14 protein-coding genes are annotated in these 18160 nt (G+C 65.3%); 6 read left to right on the top strand and 8 right to left on the bottom strand.

What is annotated here, in order from left to right; all coding sequences use genetic code 11:
* Position 1 precedes the first annotated feature (1 nt).
* The 4 genes from rnd to KHP60_RS15440 form a co-directional block, all read right to left on the bottom strand.
* Positions 2–1162 carry a ribonuclease D gene (gene rnd, locus KHP60_RS15455; protein ID WP_213565220.1) on the bottom strand — a complete coding sequence of 387 codons (1161 nt, stop codon included), beginning with the start codon at positions 1160–1162 and terminating at the stop codon, positions 2–4.
* Between the two features lie 171 nt (positions 1163–1333).
* Positions 1334–3508, bottom strand: coding sequence for a peptidase domain-containing ABC transporter (locus KHP60_RS15450; protein ID WP_213565219.1), 2175 nt, complete (start codon positions 3506–3508; stop codon positions 1334–1336).
* Complete coding sequence (locus KHP60_RS15445) at positions 3505–4149, bottom strand: HlyD family efflux transporter periplasmic adaptor subunit (RefSeq protein WP_213565218.1); 645 nt, start codon at positions 4147–4149, stop codon at positions 3505–3507. The genes KHP60_RS15450 and KHP60_RS15445 overlap by 4 nt, the downstream gene beginning before the upstream one ends.
* A gap of 125 nt (positions 4150–4274) precedes the next feature.
* On the bottom strand, positions 4275–4655 hold the full coding sequence (locus KHP60_RS15440) for a hypothetical protein (RefSeq protein ID WP_213565217.1): 381 nt from the start codon (positions 4653–4655) through the stop codon (positions 4275–4277).
* 273 nt (positions 4656–4928) lie between these two features.
* Here KHP60_RS15440 and KHP60_RS15435 point away from each other — a divergent pair, with 273 nt between their 5' ends.
* Positions 4929–5162, top strand: coding sequence for a hypothetical protein (locus KHP60_RS15435; RefSeq protein ID WP_213565216.1), 234 nt, complete (start codon positions 4929–4931; stop codon positions 5160–5162).
* Between the two features lie 42 nt (positions 5163–5204).
* Here KHP60_RS15435 and KHP60_RS15430 read toward each other — a convergent pair whose 3' ends face one another.
* A complete protein-coding gene (locus KHP60_RS15430) occupies positions 5205–5348 on the bottom strand; it encodes a hypothetical protein (protein ID WP_213565215.1) in 144 nt (47 codons plus the stop codon).
* Between the two features lie 1244 nt (positions 5349–6592).
* Here KHP60_RS15430 and aspS point away from each other — a divergent pair.
* Both aspS and KHP60_RS15420 read left to right on the top strand, forming a co-directional pair.
* A complete protein-coding gene (gene aspS, locus KHP60_RS15425; protein WP_213565255.1) occupies positions 6593–8401 on the top strand; it encodes an aspartate--tRNA ligase in 1809 nt (602 codons plus the stop codon).
* Complete coding sequence (locus tag KHP60_RS15420; RefSeq protein ID WP_213565214.1) at positions 8398–9252, top strand: glycosyltransferase family 2 protein; 855 nt, start codon at positions 8398–8400, stop codon at positions 9250–9252. Before aspS ends, KHP60_RS15420 begins: the two co-directional genes overlap by 4 nt.
* Positions 9253–9377: 125 nt before the next feature.
* On the opposite strand, the gene KHP60_RS15415 is transcribed toward KHP60_RS15420, so the two are convergent.
* Entirely contained in the window at positions 9378–9998 is a 621-nt protein-coding gene (locus KHP60_RS15415) for a CatB-related O-acetyltransferase (RefSeq protein ID WP_213565213.1), read from the bottom strand.
* A gap of 99 nt (positions 9999–10097) precedes the next feature.
* On the opposite strand from KHP60_RS15415, the gene KHP60_RS15410 reads away from it, so the two are divergent.
* Complete coding sequence (locus KHP60_RS15410) at positions 10098–12401, top strand: NADP-dependent malic enzyme (protein WP_213565212.1); 2304 nt, start codon at positions 10098–10100, stop codon at positions 12399–12401.
* Positions 12402–12591: 190 nt separating this feature from the next.
* On the opposite strand, the gene KHP60_RS15405 is transcribed toward KHP60_RS15410, so the two are convergent.
* On the bottom strand, positions 12592–14451 hold the full coding sequence (locus KHP60_RS15405; protein ID WP_213565211.1) for a hypothetical protein: 1860 nt from the start codon (positions 14449–14451) through the stop codon (positions 12592–12594).
* 85 nt (positions 14452–14536) lie between these two features.
* The gene (erpA, locus tag KHP60_RS15400; RefSeq protein WP_213565210.1) at positions 14537–14863 is read right to left on the bottom strand and encodes an iron-sulfur cluster insertion protein ErpA; all 327 of its coding nucleotides are present in this window, start codon (positions 14861–14863) and stop codon (positions 14537–14539) included.
* 88 nt (positions 14864–14951) lie between these two features.
* On the opposite strand from erpA, the gene KHP60_RS15395 reads away from it, so the two are divergent.
* Positions 14952–16166 carry a deoxyguanosinetriphosphate triphosphohydrolase gene (locus KHP60_RS15395; RefSeq protein ID WP_213565209.1) on the top strand — a complete coding sequence of 405 codons (1215 nt, stop codon included), beginning with the start codon at positions 14952–14954 and terminating at the stop codon, positions 16164–16166.
* Between the two features lie 159 nt (positions 16167–16325).
* Positions 16326–18089, top strand: a complete 1764-nt coding sequence (argS, locus tag KHP60_RS15390) for an arginine--tRNA ligase (RefSeq protein ID WP_213565208.1) — start codon at positions 16326–16328, stop codon at positions 18087–18089.
* Positions 18090–18160 lie beyond the last annotated feature (71 nt).

Genomic DNA, 18160 nt, shown 5'->3' with positions numbered 1-18160 from the left:
TTCAGCCCTGAGCAAGCGCCCTGATCTTCACCCGGCCGCGCTCCAGCACCAGACCAAGCTCGCCGCTCTTCAGCGCGATGGCTTTCTCGCCGAACAGCTTGCGCCGCCAGCCGTGCAGGGAGGGCACGTCCGCATCGTCGCTTTCGGCGATGGCTTCCAGTTCCTCGACGGTGGCGATGATCTTGGGCGCGACGCCTTCCTGCTCGGCCACGGCCTTGAGCAGGACCTTCAGCAGATCCACGACGGAGCCGGTATTGGAGCGGCCGCGGCTGCGCTCGGGCACGGGAATGGTGGCGGGATCGCGGGCCAGCGCCCGCTCCACCGCCTCCAGGATCTCGCCGCCGGTCCGGGAGCGCTCGAACCCGTTGGGAATCGTGCGCAGTCTCCCGAGCGCCTCCACGCTGCGAGGGGCGGAGGTGGCGATGTCGATCGCCGCATCGTCCTTGAGGATGCGGCCGCGGGGCACGTCGCGTGCCTGCGCCTCGCGCTCGCGCCAGGCGGCGACCTCCATGAGCACGGCGATCTCACGCGGCTTGCGCAGGCGGCCGGCGAGGCGCCGCCAGGCATTGTCCGGATCGGCCTGATAGGTCTCGGGCGAGGTGAGGATCCCCATCTCCTCGGCGAGCCATTCAAGCCGGCCGTTCTTCTGCAGCTGGGCCAGCAGCGCCTCGTAGACCTTCACCAGATGGGTGACGTCAGACAGGGCATAGGTGAGCTGCGCATCCGTGAGGGGGCGGCGCGACCAGTCGGTGAAGCGGGAGGACTTGTCGATCCTGGCCTTGGCGAGATCGTTGCTGAGCTGCTCGTAGGAGACCGAGTCCCCATAGCCGCACACCATGGCGGCGACCTGGGTGTCGAAGAGCGGCTCGGGAACGATGCCGCCGAGATTCCAGATGATCTCCAGGTCCTGCCGGGCCGAATGGAAGACCTTCACCACATTCCGGTCGGCCATCAGCGCCATGAAGGGCTCGAGGCTGATGCCCTCGGCCAGGGGATCGATCAGGTGAGCTTCCGCAGGGTCGGGGCTCGCCACCTGGATCAGGCAGAGCTTCGGGTAATAGGTGGTCTCGCGCAGGAACTCCGTATCGACGGTCACGAACGGATGCTGGCTGAGACGATCGCAGGCGGCGGCCAAGGCGTCGGTGGAGGTGATCAGGTCCATGAAGCGTACATAACTCATTGGGAGAGGGCCCGCGAGTCCGCCGTCGCCTTATCGGAGGATTGTCGGAGGATAAGGTAAAGCCCGTCCCATTGTCTGGTGCCACCGGCGTATTGTTGTTGCGTATCGAGCAGAGCCGGGCCCGGGTCGGGACCGGTCTTCAGGTCGTGGCCTTCATGCCCGATTGAGGCTCGCCGTGCCGAGCGGCTGCCGCGGCGCCCCGGCGAAGACGAGGGCGTCGCCGTCCATGGGCGGGGAGACGCGGCCGTCGCGCAGGACCACGATCCGGTCCGCCGCGCGGATCGTCTCCGGGCGGTGGGCGATGACGATGCGGGTGATCTTCAGCTGCGCCAGCGCCCGATTGACCTCGCGTTCCTTGTCGAGGTCGATCTGTGAGGTGCCCTCGTCCATGAAGAGGATGCGCGGGCGGCGATAGAGCGCGCGCGCCAGCAGCACCCGCTGTCGCTGACCGCCCGAGAGGGCGCTGCCCATCTCGCCGACGAGCGTGTTGTAGTTCATGGGCATGGCCATGATCTCGTCGTCGATCCCGGCGACACGAGCGCAGGCGCGCATCCAGTCGAGATCGACCGCTGCATCGAAGAAGCAGATGTTGTCCGCAATGCTGCCCGACAGAAGCTGATCGTCCTGCATCACCACGCCGATCTGCGAGCGGAAACCCTGGATGTCGAAGTCATCGAGAGGCGTGCCGTCGATCAGGACCCGCCCTTGCGTCGGCTCGAAGAGCCCGAGCATGATCTTGAGAAGTGTCGTCTTGCCGCCGCCGGAGGGGCCGGTGAGCGCAACGAACTCGCCGGCCTCGACCGTCAGGTCCGCGCCGGACAGAACCTCCGGCTCCGTATCGGCATAGCGGAAGCTCACGCCCTCGATCTCCAATGCACCGGAAACCTGGCGGGTCACGAGGCTCTCTCCCTGCCGGTCCTGCTCGCGCTCGGCGAGCGCGATGTCGGACAGCCGGTCGAGATGAAGATCGAGCATGCGGTATTGGATGCCGGACTCGATCAGGTTAGTGGCTTTCCGGAGGAACTGCTCCTTGTAGGCCATGAAGGCGTAGAGCATGCCGATGGTCAGCTCGTCCGCCATGACAGCTCTCGCGCCGAGATAGACCGCGAGCACGTTCTCGATGCCATAGATCAGGTCGTTCGCCGTCTTGAGGCCGATGGTGAGGCGGCTCTGCCGGATGCCGCGGCTGATCGCCACCGCATGGCGGTTCTGCCACAGGGCCTCCCGGTCGCCTTCCCGCCCGAAGATCTTGATGCTCTGGATCGCCCGGGCGGTCTCGATGAAGGTGGTCTGCTCCCTGGCGGCGGCCTCGACCAGGTCCTCCTGCCGCCGGCGCAGGGCCCGGTAGAGCGCAAGGCGCAGAAGCGCGTACAGGATGAGCGCCGCAGCGACGATGCCCGAGAGTTTCGGGCTGTAGATCAGGATCATCGCGAGAGTCACCGTCGCCATCACCCCGTCGACGCAGGCGGCGACGAGTCCTTCGGAGATCAGCCGCTGGATCGGCTCCGCCGAGCGGAAGCGCGCGACGAGATCGCCGATATGGCGCTTCTCGAACCAGCTTAAGGGAAGCCGCACAAGATGATGGAACAGGTTGGCGCCCATCTGGAGATTGAGCACGCTGCGCAGGAACAGCAGCACGTGGGAGCGCAGCCATTCGGCCCCGATATGGATGAGGGTCAGGAGCCCGAAGCCGAGGGCCAAGGCCGTCAGCAGACCCTCGTCGCCCTTCATCAGGGCCTCGTCGACGGCAAGCTGCATGCAGAAAGGCGCGGCGAGCACCACGAGCTGCAGCACCGCCGACAGGACGAGCGCCTGGGCGAGCGCCCGCCTGATTCCGCGGATCCGGCCACAGAGGGCGGTGAGACTCAGCCGGGTCGTTTCCGTCCTCCGCTCGAACGCGCTCGTCGGGGTCAGCTCCAGGGCGATCCCGGTGAAACGGCGTCCGACCTCGTCGAGCGTCAGGGTCCGGACGCCGAATGCCGGGTCGTGGATCGTGACCTTGCGGGCGCCGACGTGTTTCAGCACCACGAAATGGTTCATGTCCCAGTGAAGGATGCAGGGCAGCTTGATGCGGGCCAGCTGCTCGGGCTCGAGCCTTAGGCCCCGCCCGGTCATGCCGAGGCGCTGGCCCATGACGAGCACGTCCTTGAGGGTCACGCCTTTCAGGGAGATCGAGAACCGGCGGCGCAACGCCGCGAGGTCCACCTCGTGCCCGTGATAGGTCGCCACCATGGCGATGCAGGCGAGACCGCACTCGGCGGCCTCCGACTGAATGATCACCGGCAGGCGCGGGGCGCCGAAACAACTGGGACGGGCGAAAAGCGTCATCTCCGCCCCCTGATGCGGAAGAGCGGCTCCAATAGCCACGCCATGAGGGAACGGCTCTCCAGCACGATGTGGGCCCTGAGGGTCATGGCGGGCCTGAGCGGCGCGAATCGTTCAAAGGCGTCGATGTCCCGCCGGTCGAGACGTATGGTGACGCGAGAGGCGGCCCCGGTGAGGGCGACATTGCCGATGATTGCTTCGGGCGAGAGCACGGCCTTCAACACGGTTTCCACCGTACCGCCCAGCGTTCCGAAGCGGCGATAGGGAAAGGCATCGACCATCAGCCGCACCCGCTGTCCCGGCTCGACGAAAGCGATGGCGCGGCTCGGCAGGATGAGTTCGGCCCTAAGGGCCGAATCGACGGTGAGAGGCGGGCGGCGAGGCTTGCTGGAATCGACCCTCAGGCCGGGCGTCGCCTGCAGCGCGGCGGTGCGCCCCTCTACTGGGGCTAAGAGGGCACCGATCGCCATCTCCTTGCGGGCATACCCGGCCGTGCCGAGGAAAATGACGACGACCGCCAAGCAGGCAACGAGGAAGCCGCCGAGGACATGCCAGGAGATCGGCGCAACCGGAAGCGACACAGACGACGGCTCGCCCGTGACCGCCGCCACGGCCTGTGGCCGGAACAAGGATTGCTGAGCCACCTCGGCCCCTCAAGGCAACGTGATATCGATGCAATATTGCAGAAAGGCTGGGCCGTTACAAGAGAAAGCAGGCGTCACGACCCGATCGGCGGCTTGGTCTCAGCCGATGGCGAAACCTAAGCCGCTCAGGCGCTGGCCTGCATGCGGGTGAGGTGCTTCCTGCGCACCTTGGCCTGCCGCTCGGCGAGCTTCATGAGCCAGTCGAGGATGTTGTGCTCGACCACGAGGCCGGTCTCCGCGTCCTCCAGACGCTGGATCCGGTCGACCCGGAAGCCGCGATAGCCGTCGTCGGTCAGGATATCGATACCGCCGAGCAGCATCTTGCCCGGACCCACCTTCAGCTCGCGCGCCAGAACCCAGCGCCGGCTCGCACGGCCGGTCTGGTCGATGTAGTCGAGCTCCAGCGCGCCCTCGAGCGGATAGACGTGCCAATTGCCTTCGATGCGCTCCTCGACGGGAGCGTTCCGGGCCGGTCTCAACAGGGATGTTGCAAGGGTGCTAACCATAAGAAGAATATGGTAATTCACCCTTTGTTCTGCAAGGATTCCGGAGGTCTGAAAGGCCGAAAAAATCGTGGAAAATATGGAAATCCCGTGTTCGCTGACGAGAGATCGGCTCGGGTGCTGAACGGAGGAAAGTGTTGCCGAGCGGTTCGGGCTCGTACGCACGAAGAGGCATTCGCCTTAAGCGCATAATTAGCCGCGGAATAGGCAGCCACGCGGAGAACCGTACGTGCTACGCTGGCACACTCGGAACTCTCCTAATCAACGGGCAGACTCATGCGCATCCTCACGGCCGTCTCGATCCTAGCTCTCGGTTTTGCGTCCCAGACTGCTCAAGCTCAGGCGCCGGCCGCAAGGGACGCAGCTCCAGAGGCGCCGGCAGAAAAGGCTCTCAGCGCCGAGGAGAGCGCCGCCAGGATCGAGGTAATACGGCAGAAGGCTGAAGCTCTGGAGCGCTCGCGGGACGAGAAGCTGAGAAAGACCACCAGAAGCATCTGTATCGGCTGCTGATCGCTCCCGAACGAAATGTTGGGCAGGAGCTGACCGGGGACACTAGGGCCGTTGCCCCAGGCCCGCCGCGTCTGCGTCCAGCAATCGGGCCAGCGCTGAAATCAGCAGGATTGTGGTGAGGATCCCGCTTGCGATCAAAATGAGCCGGAAAAGGTACTCGACGAGATCGTCAGGCGACAGCTTCATGAAACCCTCTTTTAGAATTCTTCTAGAGAGGGCGCCGCCGGCTAGCGTTCACCTGTGTTAAGGCTACGGCATAAGCCATCCCGATAGTTAAGGGATGAACACCGGACGCGGCCGGTTCGCAGAGGAGAGCCGCGCCTCGGGGCCTATGCTCGTCCAACGGTGAGGACCGCCATCGCTGGATGTGTCCGGGCGCACACGAGAACGGAGTACTCCCGGCGGGACGATTGTGAGGAGCCTGCTGACAGGACAGAATTCCCGTCGTGTTCTTGACAGGTGATGCCATGCAGGTCCTCTTTATCGCCTCCCTCTTTCTGAGCGTGACCCTGACGACCTTCGTGCTGGTTGTCAGCCTGACGAACCTTGCGGGTCCCGTTCTGGGCTTGACGATCCATTGAGGGCCCGCAAGGAGGAGGTTTGCGCGAAGGATTGGAAGTCGAGTGGTGAATGGCGCGGCGCTTCTCACATCGTCATCACCGGGACCAGCCCGGTGATGACGTCGGAGGGTCCGAGGGCCAGTGATGACCGGGCGGGACCAGTGATGACGCGGTGGGGCATGCCACGATCCCGGGGTCGCACCCGNGGCGCTTCTCACATCGTCATCACCGGGACCAGCCCGGTGATGACGTCGGAGGGTCCGAGGGCCAGTGATGACCGGGCGGGACCAGTGATGACGCGGTGGGGCATGCCACGATCCCGGGGTCGCACCCGCCTTCGTCCTGCGCCTGCCTTCGTCACACCCTCGCCGTCATCACCGGGCTTGACCCGGCCATCCCGATCGGAAGAGCGCTGCGCTTCTCAGCATCGGGATCACCGGCACAAGCCCGGTGATGACGGCGAGGGTGGCAGGGCCGAACACACTCCAGCGACTCACGCTGTCGGACACATAGCCCTCATCCCAAGAGGCTGCCCCATCGATCCCGTTCTCCTCCTAAGGAGGCACCGAAAGCGCCCTCGTCATTCGCGACACAGACTCGCTGACGCTCCTCGGGATGAGGACCGAAGAGAGTCGACGGGAGGCTCGCCTCCCCAGGATGAGGACGGGGCGGGAGAGGGCGAGGATCCCGTGCGCCGAATCCCGGACTGGCCAGAGGCGGGCCGGACGGAAAGGAGCGATCCCCTGTCCGGGGCCGGGATCGGGGCAGGGGCCGCGCGGCTCCATTTCGTCCTTCTGCCTTGACTTCCCCTGGCTCCCATGGATCTTGCGCTTCAAACCGAACCAGCAGGCTTTTTCAATGTCCGCCTCCATGCACCGTTACCGTTCCCACACCTGCGGCGCGCTCCGCGAATCCGATGTCGGCCAGGTCGCCCGGCTCTCCGGCTGGTGCCATCGGATCCGCGACCATGGCGGCGTGCTGTTCATCGATCTGCGCGACCATTACGGCATGACGCAATGCGTGATCGATCCGGATTCTCCGGCTTTCAAGCAGGCCGAGGCCGCGCGGTCGGAATGGGTGATCCGGGTCGACGGCAAGGTGCGCAAGCGCCCCGCCGGCACCGAGAACCCGGAACTGCCCACCGGCATGGTCGAGGTCTACATCACGGACATCGAGGTCCTGGGCCCGGCGGCCGAGCTGCCGATGCCGGTCTTCGGCGACCAGGAGTATCCGGAGGAGACCCGGCTCACCTACCGCTACCTGGATCTTCGCCGCGAGAGGCTGCACAACAACATCATGAAGCGCGGCGCGATCATCAATTCGCTGCGCAGCCGCATGCAGCAGAGCGGCTTCTTCGAGTTCACGACGCCGATCCTGACGGCCTCCTCGCCGGAGGGCGCGCGCGACTTCCTGGTGCCGTCGCGCATCCATCCCGGCAAGTTCTATGCGCTGCCGCAGGCGCCGCAGCAGTTCAAGCAGCTGATCATGATCTCCGGCTTCGACCGGTATTTCCAGATGGCTCCCTGCTTCCGTGACGAGGACCCGCGCGCCGACCGCCTGCCGGGCGAGTTCTACCAGCTCGACGTGGAGATGAGCTTCGTCACCCAGGAAGACGTGTTCCAGACCATGGAGCCGGTGATCCGCGACACCTTCAAGGAATTCGCGGACGGCAAGCCCGTGACCGACGTGTTCCCGCGCATCCCGTATTTCGAGTCGATGCTGAAATACGGCAACGACAAGCCGGATCTCCGCAACCCGCTCGTCATCGCCGACGTGTCCGAGGTGTTCACCCGCGAGGACGTGACGTTCAACGCGTTCAAGAACGTGATCAAGTCCGGCGGCGTGGTGCGTGCCATCCCGGCGACGGGCGCCGCCTCCCAGCCGCGCTCCTTCTTCGACAAGCTCAACGACTGGGCCCGCACGGAAGGCGCGCCCGGCCTGGGCTACATCGTGTTCGAGGAAGAGGGTGGCCAGATCCTCGGCAAGGGGCCCATCGCCAAGTTCATCCCGGAGGCCGCGCAGGCCGTCATCCGCGAGAAGGCCGGCATCAAGGCGGGGGACGCGGTGTTCTTCTCGGCCGGCGCCGAAGACAAGGCGGCCTCTCTCGCCGGCAAGGCGCGGACCCGCATCGGCGAGGAGCTCGGCCTCATCGACAAGGACCGGTACGAGTTCTGCTGGATCGTCGACTTCCCGCAATACGAGTGGAACGAGGACGAGAAGAAGATCGACTTCTCGCACAACCCGTTCTCCATGGCGAACTTCGACCATGACGCCTTCATGGCCCTCGACCCGTCGGACAAGGACACGATCCTCAAGATCACGGCCTTCCAGTACGACATGGTCTGCAACGGCTACGAGATGGCCTCGGGCTCGATCCGCAACCACCGTCCCGACCGGATGGTGAAGGCCTTCGAAATCGCCGGCTACGGCGAGAAGGAGGTCATGGAGCGGTTCGGCGGCATGTACCGCGCGTTCCAGTACGGCGCGCCGCCCCACGGCGGCATGGCAGCCGGCGTCGACCGCATCGTGATGCTGCTCTGCGGCGCGCAGAACCTGCGCGAGATCACGCTGTTCCCGATGAACCAGAAGGCGGAAGACCTCCTGCTCGGCGCACCCTCCGAGGCGACGCCGAAGCAGCTGCGCGAGCTGCACATCCGGACGAACCTGCCGGAGAAATGAGCAGCAGCGATGTGGCCGCCATCGTCGTGACCTTCGACAGCGCCCATGCGCTGCCGGAGTGTCTCGGCGCGTTGCGGGCGGACGACGTACCGGTCATCGTGGTCGACAACGCCTCGGCGGACGACACCGTCGCCGTCGCCGAAAGGTGGGGCGCGCGCGTCATCTGCAATGCCCGCAACGAGGGCTATGGCCGCGCCAACAATGTCGGCGCGCGGGCGGCGGATGCGGAGTTCATCCTCGTCGTCAATCCGGACTGCATCGTCGACAAGGGCGCGGTCGCGGCGCTCGTCGACGCAGCGCGGCGCTATCCGGATGCGGCTTTCTTCGCGCCGCAGATCGTCGAGCCGAGCGGACGCGTGTTCTATCAGCCGCGCTCGCTGCTCGCGGCCTCTCTCACCAATCCCGACGGCAAGCTCGTGCTGCCGGAAGGCGAGGCCTGCGCACCATTCTTCTCGGGCGCCTGCTTTCTCATGCGCCGCGACGTCTTCCTGAAACTCGGCGGCTTCGACGACAACATTTTTCTGTTCTACGAGGACGACGACCTCTGTCGCCGCGTGGCGGATTCCGGCTCGGCGCTCATCTACGTGCCGCAGGCCGTGGTGCGGCATGGACGCGGGCAGTCGAGCGGCGAAAAGCCCGGCCGCATCTTCGCGTCCCGCTGGCACCAGGCCTGGTCACGTGCCTATGTGAGCCGCAAATACGGATTGCCGAACCCGGCGCCCGGCATGTTCGCGATCAATGCGCTGAAGGCCATCGGGGCGAGCCTGACGTTCCGGCGCAAGCTCGTCGAACGCTATGGCGGCTCGGCAGCCGGCGCCTGGGCGGCCATGAGGGGCCGGAAGGCGTTTTGAGTTCCTGCTATATCTCCTCCCGCGTCATGGCCGGCCTTGTGCCGGCCATCCCGATCCTGTGAGGCTCAGCGCTTTTGCAGTCGGGATCACCGGCACAAGGCCGGTGATGACGTGAGCGATGGGTCTCACGAACACTGCGTCCGCAGCACCTTCACGGCCGCGACCAGTTCCCGGACCCGGTCGCTCTGCAGGAGCGGGATGAGGGTTGCGATCTTCTCCCGCGGCAGGTCCCACCATTTTGCATCCAGGAGCGCCGCGATGGTCTCCTCGTCGAAGCGGTAGCGGATGACCTTAGCCGGATTGCCGCCGACGATGGCGTAGGGCGGCACGTCCCTGGTCACGACCGCATGGGCCGCCACCACCGCGCCATGCCCCACGGTCACGCCCGACATGACGATGGCGCCGGAACCGAGCCAGACGTCGTGGCCGATCGTCACGTCGCCGCGGGAGGTGTGGTAATCCTCGCTCTTCGGTGCCGCGGGCCAGAGCTCCCGGAAGGCCGAGAAGGGATAGGTGGTGCCCCATTCGGTGCGATGGTTGCCGCCGAGCAGGATCTCGACCTTGTCGGCGATGGACCCGTAGCGGCCGATGGTCAGCTTCCGGCCCGACTCGGGGAAGCGCACCTTGGGCTTGCCGTAGGTGAACTCGCCGATCTCGTAGCCGTGGCGCCCGGCCATGCGGGCCAGGTGCACGCGGGTCTGGTTGTGCGGGTTGCGCCAGTTCTTCAGACGGTGCCGGAGCTTCATTGTCCGGCTCCGTTGACCAGAGAAGAACATTGACGGCAGGGGGGCAGCGCGCGCACAAGGGCCTCCGAAGCGGTTTGGTCAGTGCAAGGAGCGTCGGGGATGGGAGACAACATCTCGCAGGATCTGAAATCGGGAGCGATGTTCTACCATCAGTATCCGCGCCCCGGAAAGCTCGAGATCCAGCCGACCAAACCCCTCGGCAACCAGCGCGACCTGGCGCTCGCCTATTCCCCCGGCGTGGCCGCCCCCTGCGAGGCGATTGCCGCCGATCCGGCCCAGGCCGCCAATCTCACCTCCCGCCAGAACCTGGTCGCCGTGATTTCCAACGGCACGGCCGTGCTCGGTCTCGGGGATATCGGCCCGCTCGCCTCCAAGCCCGTGATGGAGGGAAAGGCGGTCCTGTTCAAGAAGTTCTCCGGCATCGACGTGTTTGACATCGAGGTGGCCGAGAACAACGTGGACAAGCTGGTCGAGGTGATCGCCGCGCTCGAGCCCACCTTCGGCGGCATCAACCTCGAGGACATCAAGGCCCCGGAATGCTTCGAGGTCGAAGAGCGGCTGAAGGCCCGCATGGGCATCCCGGTCTTCCACGACGATCAGCACGGCACCGCGATCATCGTGGGTGCCGCGGTGATGAACGCCCTGGAGCTTGCCGGCAAGCGCATCGAGGACGTGAAGGTCGTCACCTCGGGCGCCGGCGCTGCGGCGCTCGCCTGCCTCAATCTCCTCGTGTCGCTCGGGGCCAAGCGCGAGAACATCTGGGTCACGGACATCAAGGGCGTCGTCCATGAGGGCCGCAACGAGCTTATGGACCGCTGGAAGTCAGTCTATGCGCAGGACACGGAGGCGCGCACGCTCGCCGACGTGATCCCCAACGCGGACGTGTTCCTCGGCCTCTCGGCCGGCGGCGTCCTCAAGCCCGAGCTGCTCGCCCAGATGGCGCCGCGCCCGCTGATCATGGCGCTCGCCAATCCCTATCCGGAGATCATGCCCGAGGAGGCGGAGGCCGCGCGTCCCGACGCGATGATCTGCACCGGGCGCTCGGATTATCCGAACCAGGTCAACAACGTCCTGTGCTTCCCCTACATCTTCCGCGGCGCGCTCGATGTGGGCGCGACGACGATCAACGAGGAGATGAAGGCGGCCGCCGTGAAGGCCATCGCGGGCCTTGCCCGCGAAGCCCCGTCCGAGGTGGTGGCGCGCGCCTATGGCGGCGAGGCCCATCCCTTCGGCCGCAAGTCCCTGATCCCGAGCCCGTTCGATCCGCGCCTCATTCTGCGCATTGCGCCCGCGGTGGCGAAGGCCGCCATGGATTCCGGCGTCGCGACGCGGCCGCTGGCGGATCTCGAAGCCTATGCGGAATCGCTCGGCCGCTTCGTGTTCCGCTCCGGCTTCATCATGAAGCCGCTGTTCTCGCAGGCGAAGGCCGATCCCAAGCGCGTGATCTATGCCGAGGGCGAGGACGAGCGCGTGCTGCGCGCCGTGCAGGTCATCGTCGAGGAAGGCATCGCCAAGCCGATCCTGATCGGGCGTCCCAACGTGGTGGAGGCGCGCATGAAGCGCTTCGGCCTGTCCATGGAGATCGGACGCCATTTCGAGCTGGTGAACCCGGAAGACGATCCGCGTTACCGCGATTACGTCGCAACCTACGTCGAGGCCGCAGGCCGCAAGGGCATCACGCCGGATGCGGCCAAGACCCTGGTGCGCACCAATTCCACCGTCATCGGCGCCCTCGCGGTGAGGCGGGGGGATGCGGATGCGCTGATCTGCGGCCTGGAAGGGCGCTTCCAGTCCCGCGTCAAGCACATCAAGGACATCATCGGGCTTGCTCCCGGCGTGCACGAGATGGCGGCCCTGTCGCTGGTCATCACCTCGAAGGGCGCCTACTTCCTCGCCGATACCCACGTGCAGGTCGATCCGACGGCGGAAGAGATCGCCGACATGACGATCGCCTGCGCCAGCCACGTGCGCCGCTTCGGCATGGAACCCAAGATCGCTCTGCTGTCCCATGCCGATTTCGGCGCCGCCGATACCCGCTCGTCGCTGAAGATGCGCGAGGCGCTCGCCTGCATCAACGAGCGCGCGCCGGATCTCGAGGTCGACGGTGAGATGCAGGCCGATGCGGCCCTGTCCCAGATGATCCGCGACCGGGTGAACCCCGCTTCGCGCCTGAAGGGCGAGGCGAACGTGCTGATCATGCCGAACCTGGATGCCGCCAACATCGCGTTCCAGTTCACCAAGGTCCTGGCGGATTCGCTGCCCGTGGGCCCGATCCTGATCGGCCCGGCGAAGCCCGCCCATATCCTGACCCCATCCGTGACGGCGCGCGGCATCGTCAACCTGACGGCGATCGCGGTCGTGGAGGCGCAGGCGGCGGAAGAGGATCAGCCGACGCTGATCTGAAGGGCGGCGGCGACACGGCGGCCTTCTCAGGCTGCCACACCGTTCCCACGTCATGGCCGGGCTTGTCCCGGCCATCCCGATTTTGAAAAAGCACGGCACCTTTCGAGACGAGATCACCGGCACAAGGCCGGTGATGACGGCGGAGAGGAACGGCCGGTAGGCTTCGAGATGCTGCGCGAACGGGCAGCCGTCACTCCGCCTTCGCGCTGATATTCAGCTTGTCCAGAATCGCCTTGGGCTCGGGCAGCACGACCGCTTCCGCAATCCCGAAGCCGGACGGATCCTTGGGCGTCGCGTTGACCGTGAGCTTCCCGGGCTTGGCGATGAAGCGGGCGATGGCCTGGCTTAAGGTCCGGGCCTGCTCGGAACTGCCGATCATCGCCGGCACCACGAAGGCGGCGGCCGCGGCATAGGTGCGGCGCAGCGATTCCGGCGTCGTCTTCTGCTCCTTGGCGGCCTGGGCCATGTAGCGCTCGAACAGGCCCTTGTTCTCGACCGTGAGGTCGAGTGCCTTCGCCCTGGCTCCCACCAACGCGACGGTCGCAATCGCCGTATCGGCGTTGAAGAGGTCCTTGCCGACATTGCCGATGCGACCCGTCAGACCGATGTTGCCCATGTCGAGGCCCTGGAACGAGACCTCGTCGAGAGCGATTTCGCTCGCGGCTTCGTTCCAGGTGGCGGCGGCCAGGAGGGATACGTCGATGTTCTTGTAGCCGAGAGCCACCAGTTCCTTGATGCCGTCGTCGGTGCTGTTTGAAGGCAGCGCCATCGTCAGGTTCTGCAGCCCGATCCGGATATTGGTCGGAATGGCGTTCACAGGTTTGTCGGCGGTCAGCTCGAAGCCCTTCAGTCCTGCCTCGATCTTGACCTTCTTGCCTTCGTCGTCACTGGTCCCGTCAATGGAGAATCCCGACAGGCGCAGCGTGCCCAAGGTCGGCACGAGGCTCCGCACGACCGCCGGGTCGAGGTCGTCGAAGGACTTGCCCTGAAGTGTTCTCAAGCCATCGATCGTCTGGCGGAACGAGAAGCCCGTCAGGCTGAATCCGTCGATCCTGACGCGATTGTCCTTGCCGGAAAACTCCAAACCTTCCCACCGCAGATCGGCGGGCCGAGCATCCGTGCCGCCCGTGTAGGCAATTCGGCTGATCCGGGTCAGACCGGAGCCGTCCTTGCCTTTTGCAGTCGCTTCGATGCCAGAGGCTTCCATGTAGCCGATCTGGAACGCATCGAGGAAATCGGCGATGGCGGAGAGGAGCCGAGCCTGATCGCCGGAGGACAGATCCGTGCGGTCGGCCATGTCCGTGAAGATTCCGAGGGTTCCCGCCCAGGAATGCTTCGTTGGGCGTCCCTGGAAGTCCTTGCCGCCGACCTGCGCGATTTTGAAGGTCACGCCCGTCTCGGTGTCGGCAAATTCCATGTTGTCGATGGCAAAGGCCCCGTAGACTCTGGTGAACGGAGCCGGGACGCTGTCGGCTTTCGTCTCGTAGAGACGCGCGAGAGCGGGCAGATCGAGCTCGCTCATGCTCGTGCGGCCGGTGCTGATCAGCACGTTGCTCTTGGCGCCGCTCGTTTCCGTTGCGCTCGTCTCGATCAGAGCCGAGGCGATCCGGCCCTGGGAAATATCGCCCAGGGTGGCGTTCCGATAGGTGGTGGTCTGCGTCTGCTTGCCGATGGTCTGCTTCACCCGTACTTCAGGGATCGTGACCTGCTTCACGGTGATGCGCTTCAGGCGGCTTTCCATCGGCTCCGTGGAGGTCGAGGAAAACAGCGCTTCGATATCGGCCCGCGACGAGGAGACCCCGGAAAACTCGATCCGCCTGGCCTCGTAGGTCGTGGACCCGAAGGTGAAGCTCACATTGTCCAGGCTGAAGCTGTCGGCTGATTGCGCGAAAGCCGCGCTCCAGAGCGAAGCCCTGACCGCCTCGACGGTGATGCGCTGGCCGCCGTTGTCGATGACGAGGTCACGGACAACCGCAGGCTCGAACTGCAAAGCCGCGGAGCCGGCCACCAAGGCGAGTGCGCAGACCCCTGCGCGGTAACGAAGTCCCATATGATCCCCCCAAGCCGGCGAATCCAGCGCCGGCCAACCCTGGATGAAAGTGCTAGCGCATCGAATAGGACGTTACGTAACGGTTTTACAACGAGAACGATGTTCCGCAGCCGCAGGAGGCCGTGGCATGGGGGTTTTCGATCTTGAACGACTGGCCGATCAGATCGTCCACGAAGTCGATGACGGAGCCGTCCATGTATTGGATCGACACCTCGTCCACTACGACGGTCGCGCCATCTCGCTCGATGACAAGATCGTCATCCTGCCGCGTCCGGTCCACGTCGAAAGCGTACTGGAACCCCGAACAGCCGCCTCCGTTGACGCTGATTCTCAGGTGGGAGCCTGCAGGCTCCGCAGCCATGATCTCGTTGATGCGGCGGGCGGCGCGGTCAGTCAGAGTGATACCGGTCATGGGCACTTCCAGTCCTCGGGAGGACGCAATTCTTGCATAAGATGTTATGAGCAAGGTAAGTGCGCGCTGACAAGGCTTCAACCCGGGGATGATTGTGCGGCCCTTTGGCGAGAGATGGCGAGCCCCTTATGCCAGCGATCCGTGGGGCAGCCGCGGCCGGCTGTTCCCTGAGGCGGTCTCGCCCACCCGCAGCGAGTTCCAGCGTGACCGGGACCGGATCATCCATTCCTCCGCCTTCCGGCGGCTCAAGCACAAGACGCAGGTGTTCGTCTATCACGAGGGCGACCATTTCCGGACCCGGCTGACCCACACCATCGAGGTGAGCCAGATCGCCCGGGCGCTCGCCCGCTCTCTCGGACTCGACGAGGATCTCGCCGAGGCGCTGGCGCTCTCCCACGACCTTGGCCACACCCCGTTCGGCCACACCGGCGAGGATACGCTCGACGAATGCATGGCCGGGTTCGGCGGCTTCGACCATAACGCCCAGGCCTTGCGGGTTGTGACCCGCCTGGAGCGCCGTTACGCTGAATATGACGGGCTGAACCTCACCTGGGAAACCCTGGAGGGGCTGGTCAAGCATAACGGCCCGCTCCTCGATGCCAGCGGGCAGCCGACCCTGCGCTATGCCGCGCGGGGCGTGCCCCTGGCGATTCTCGAGTACAACGCCCAGCAGGACCTGGAACTCGCCACCCATGCCGGCGGCGAGGCACAGGCCGCGGCGATCGCCGACGATATTGCCTACGATGCTCACGACATCGACGACGGACTGCGAGCCGGGCTGTTCCGGATCGAGGAACTGCGCGAGGTGCCGTTTCTCGAAGAGCTTCTGGCGGAAATCGACGCACGATACCCGACCCTCGACCTCTCCCGGCGCATCCATGAGCTGACCCGGCGCGTCATCACACGCTTCGTCGAGGACGTGGTGGCTGAGGGAGAGCGCAGGATGGCCGCCCTGGCTCCGCAGAAAGCCGAGGACATCCGGCAGGCGGGCGACACCATGGTGTGCTTCTCGAAGGCCATGAAGGAGGCCGATGCCTCCATCAAGCGCTTTCTCTATGCCCGCATGTACCGTCACCCGGACGTGATGCGGGTTCGCGCCCAGGCCGACGACGTGCTGCGGGATCTGTTCAGGCGCTTCAAGGCCGAGCCGACCCTGATGCCCGAGGAATGGCAGGCGGATCTGCCGAGGGACGACGAGCCGCGCCTTGCCCGGCGCGTGGCGGACTACATCGCCGGCATGACGGACCGATACGCGATCCTCGAACACCGGCGCCTGTTTGACGTAACGCCGGACCTGCGCTAGCGCATCGTGCGGAAAAGTGGCCTCGGTTTTCCGCTCATCCGATGCGCTCATTTTAGGATGAGATCATCGGATGAGCCCCAAAAGTGGCTTCCACTTTCGGGTCCGATGATCGAGCGCACCACAGAATTCAGGGCCAGGGCCCTTCAGAGACAAAGTACCATGAACATTTTCGGGCTGTTTGAGAAGCGGGTTGCGGACGCGCTCGGCCGGTTGGCCGAAGGGGCCAGGATTCCATCGGGGCTGGACGTCAGCCGCGTCGTGGTCGAGCCGCCGCGCGATCCCTCCCATGGCGATCTCGCGACCAACGCCGCCATGGTGCTGGCCAAGGAGGCGCGCATGAACCCGCGCGCCCTGGCCGAGCTTCTCGTCGCCGACCTTCAGGACGATCCGCGCGTCACCAAGGTCGAGATCGCCGGTCCGGGCTTCATCAACATCCGGCTCGCACCTGCGGTCCTGCACGAGGTTTTGCGCGCCGCCGTCGTCGACAGCAGCGGCTTCGGCCGGAGCGGGCAAGGGGCGGGTTCTCCGGTGAACGTGGAATACGTGTCCGCCAACCCGACCGGCCCGATGCACGTGGGCCATTGCCGCGGCGCGGTGTTCGGCGATGCCCTCGCGGGTCTTCTGGATTTCGCCGGCTACAAGGTCGCCCGGGAGTACTACATCAACGATGCGGGTGCGCAGGTCGACGTCCTGGCCCGCTCCGCCTATCTCCGCTACAAGGAGGCCCTCGGCCAGGACATCGGCGCCATTCCGGATGGGCTCTATCCAGGCGACTACCTGAAGCCGGTCGGCGAGCGTCTTGCCGAGGAGTACGGCCCGAGCCTGCTCGACAAGCCGGAGACCGAGTGGCTGCCGCTCGTGCGCGAGGCCTCCATCGACGCCATGATGGACATGATCCGGGCCGACCTCGCCGCGCTCAACATCCACCACGACGTGTTCTTCTCCGAGCGCTCCCTCCAGAAGGGGGCGGGGGGCGATCAGGTGGCCAAGATGATCGAGGAGCTGAAGTCCCGCGATCTCGTCTATATGGGCCGCCTTCCGCCTCCCAAGGGTCAGAAGGACGAGGACTGGGAGGACCGGGAGCAACTTCTCTTCCGCGCCACCGCCTATGGCGACGAGGTCGACCGGCCACTCATGAAGTCGGACGGGTCCTACACCTATTTCGCCTCGGACATCGCCTATCACCGCTCCAAGTACGAGCGCGGCTTCCTGTCGATGATCGACGTGCTCGGCGCCGACCATGGCGGCTACGTGAAGCGCATGCAGGCCGCCGTCAGGGCTGTGTCCGACAACAAAGCCGAGCTCGACGTGAAGCTCTGCCAGCTCGTCAAGCTTCTGCGCGGCGGCGAGCCGGTGAAGATGTCGAAGCGCTCGGGCGACTTCGTGACCCTGCGCGAGGTGGTGGATGAGGTGGGCCGGGATGCCACCCGCTTCATGATGATCTTCCGCAAGAACGATGCGCCCCTGGACTTCGACCTCGCCAAGGTGGTGGAGCAGTCCAAGGACAACCCGGTCTTCTACGTCCAGTACGCCCATGCCCGCTGTGCCTCCGTGTTCCGGCAGGCGGCCGAGGCGTTCCCGAGTGCCGACTTCTCGGCAGCCCAGCTCGAGCAGGCTGATCTTTCGATCCTGCGTGACGAAGCGGAAATGGACCTGATCCATCGCATCGCCCAGTTCCCCAGGACGATCGAGGCCGCGGCCGAAGCTCATGAGCCTCACCGGGTTGCATTTTACCTTTACGATCTGGCGAGCGCCTTCCATAGTTTATGGAATAAGGGCAAAGACTTGCCGCAATTACGCTTTGTTAATCTAACTGATGAAGATTCAACACAGGCGAGACTCGCTCTCGTGCATGCCCTGAAGGGTGTGCTCGCATCTGGTCTCGCAATCCTGGGCGTCACGGCACCCGACGAAATGCGATAGTGTTTCCTGAGGCGGATCAACCGCTTAGGACCACATTGCGTTGGGTTCTGTTACGTCGTGCCGGCGGAGCA

Origin of the sequence: Microvirga sp. 3-52, assembly GCF_018383585.1 — a bacterium.
Taxonomy (GTDB): Bacteria; Pseudomonadota; Alphaproteobacteria; order Rhizobiales; family Beijerinckiaceae; genus Microvirga.
This window is presented reverse-complemented; position numbering and strand designations above follow the sequence as displayed.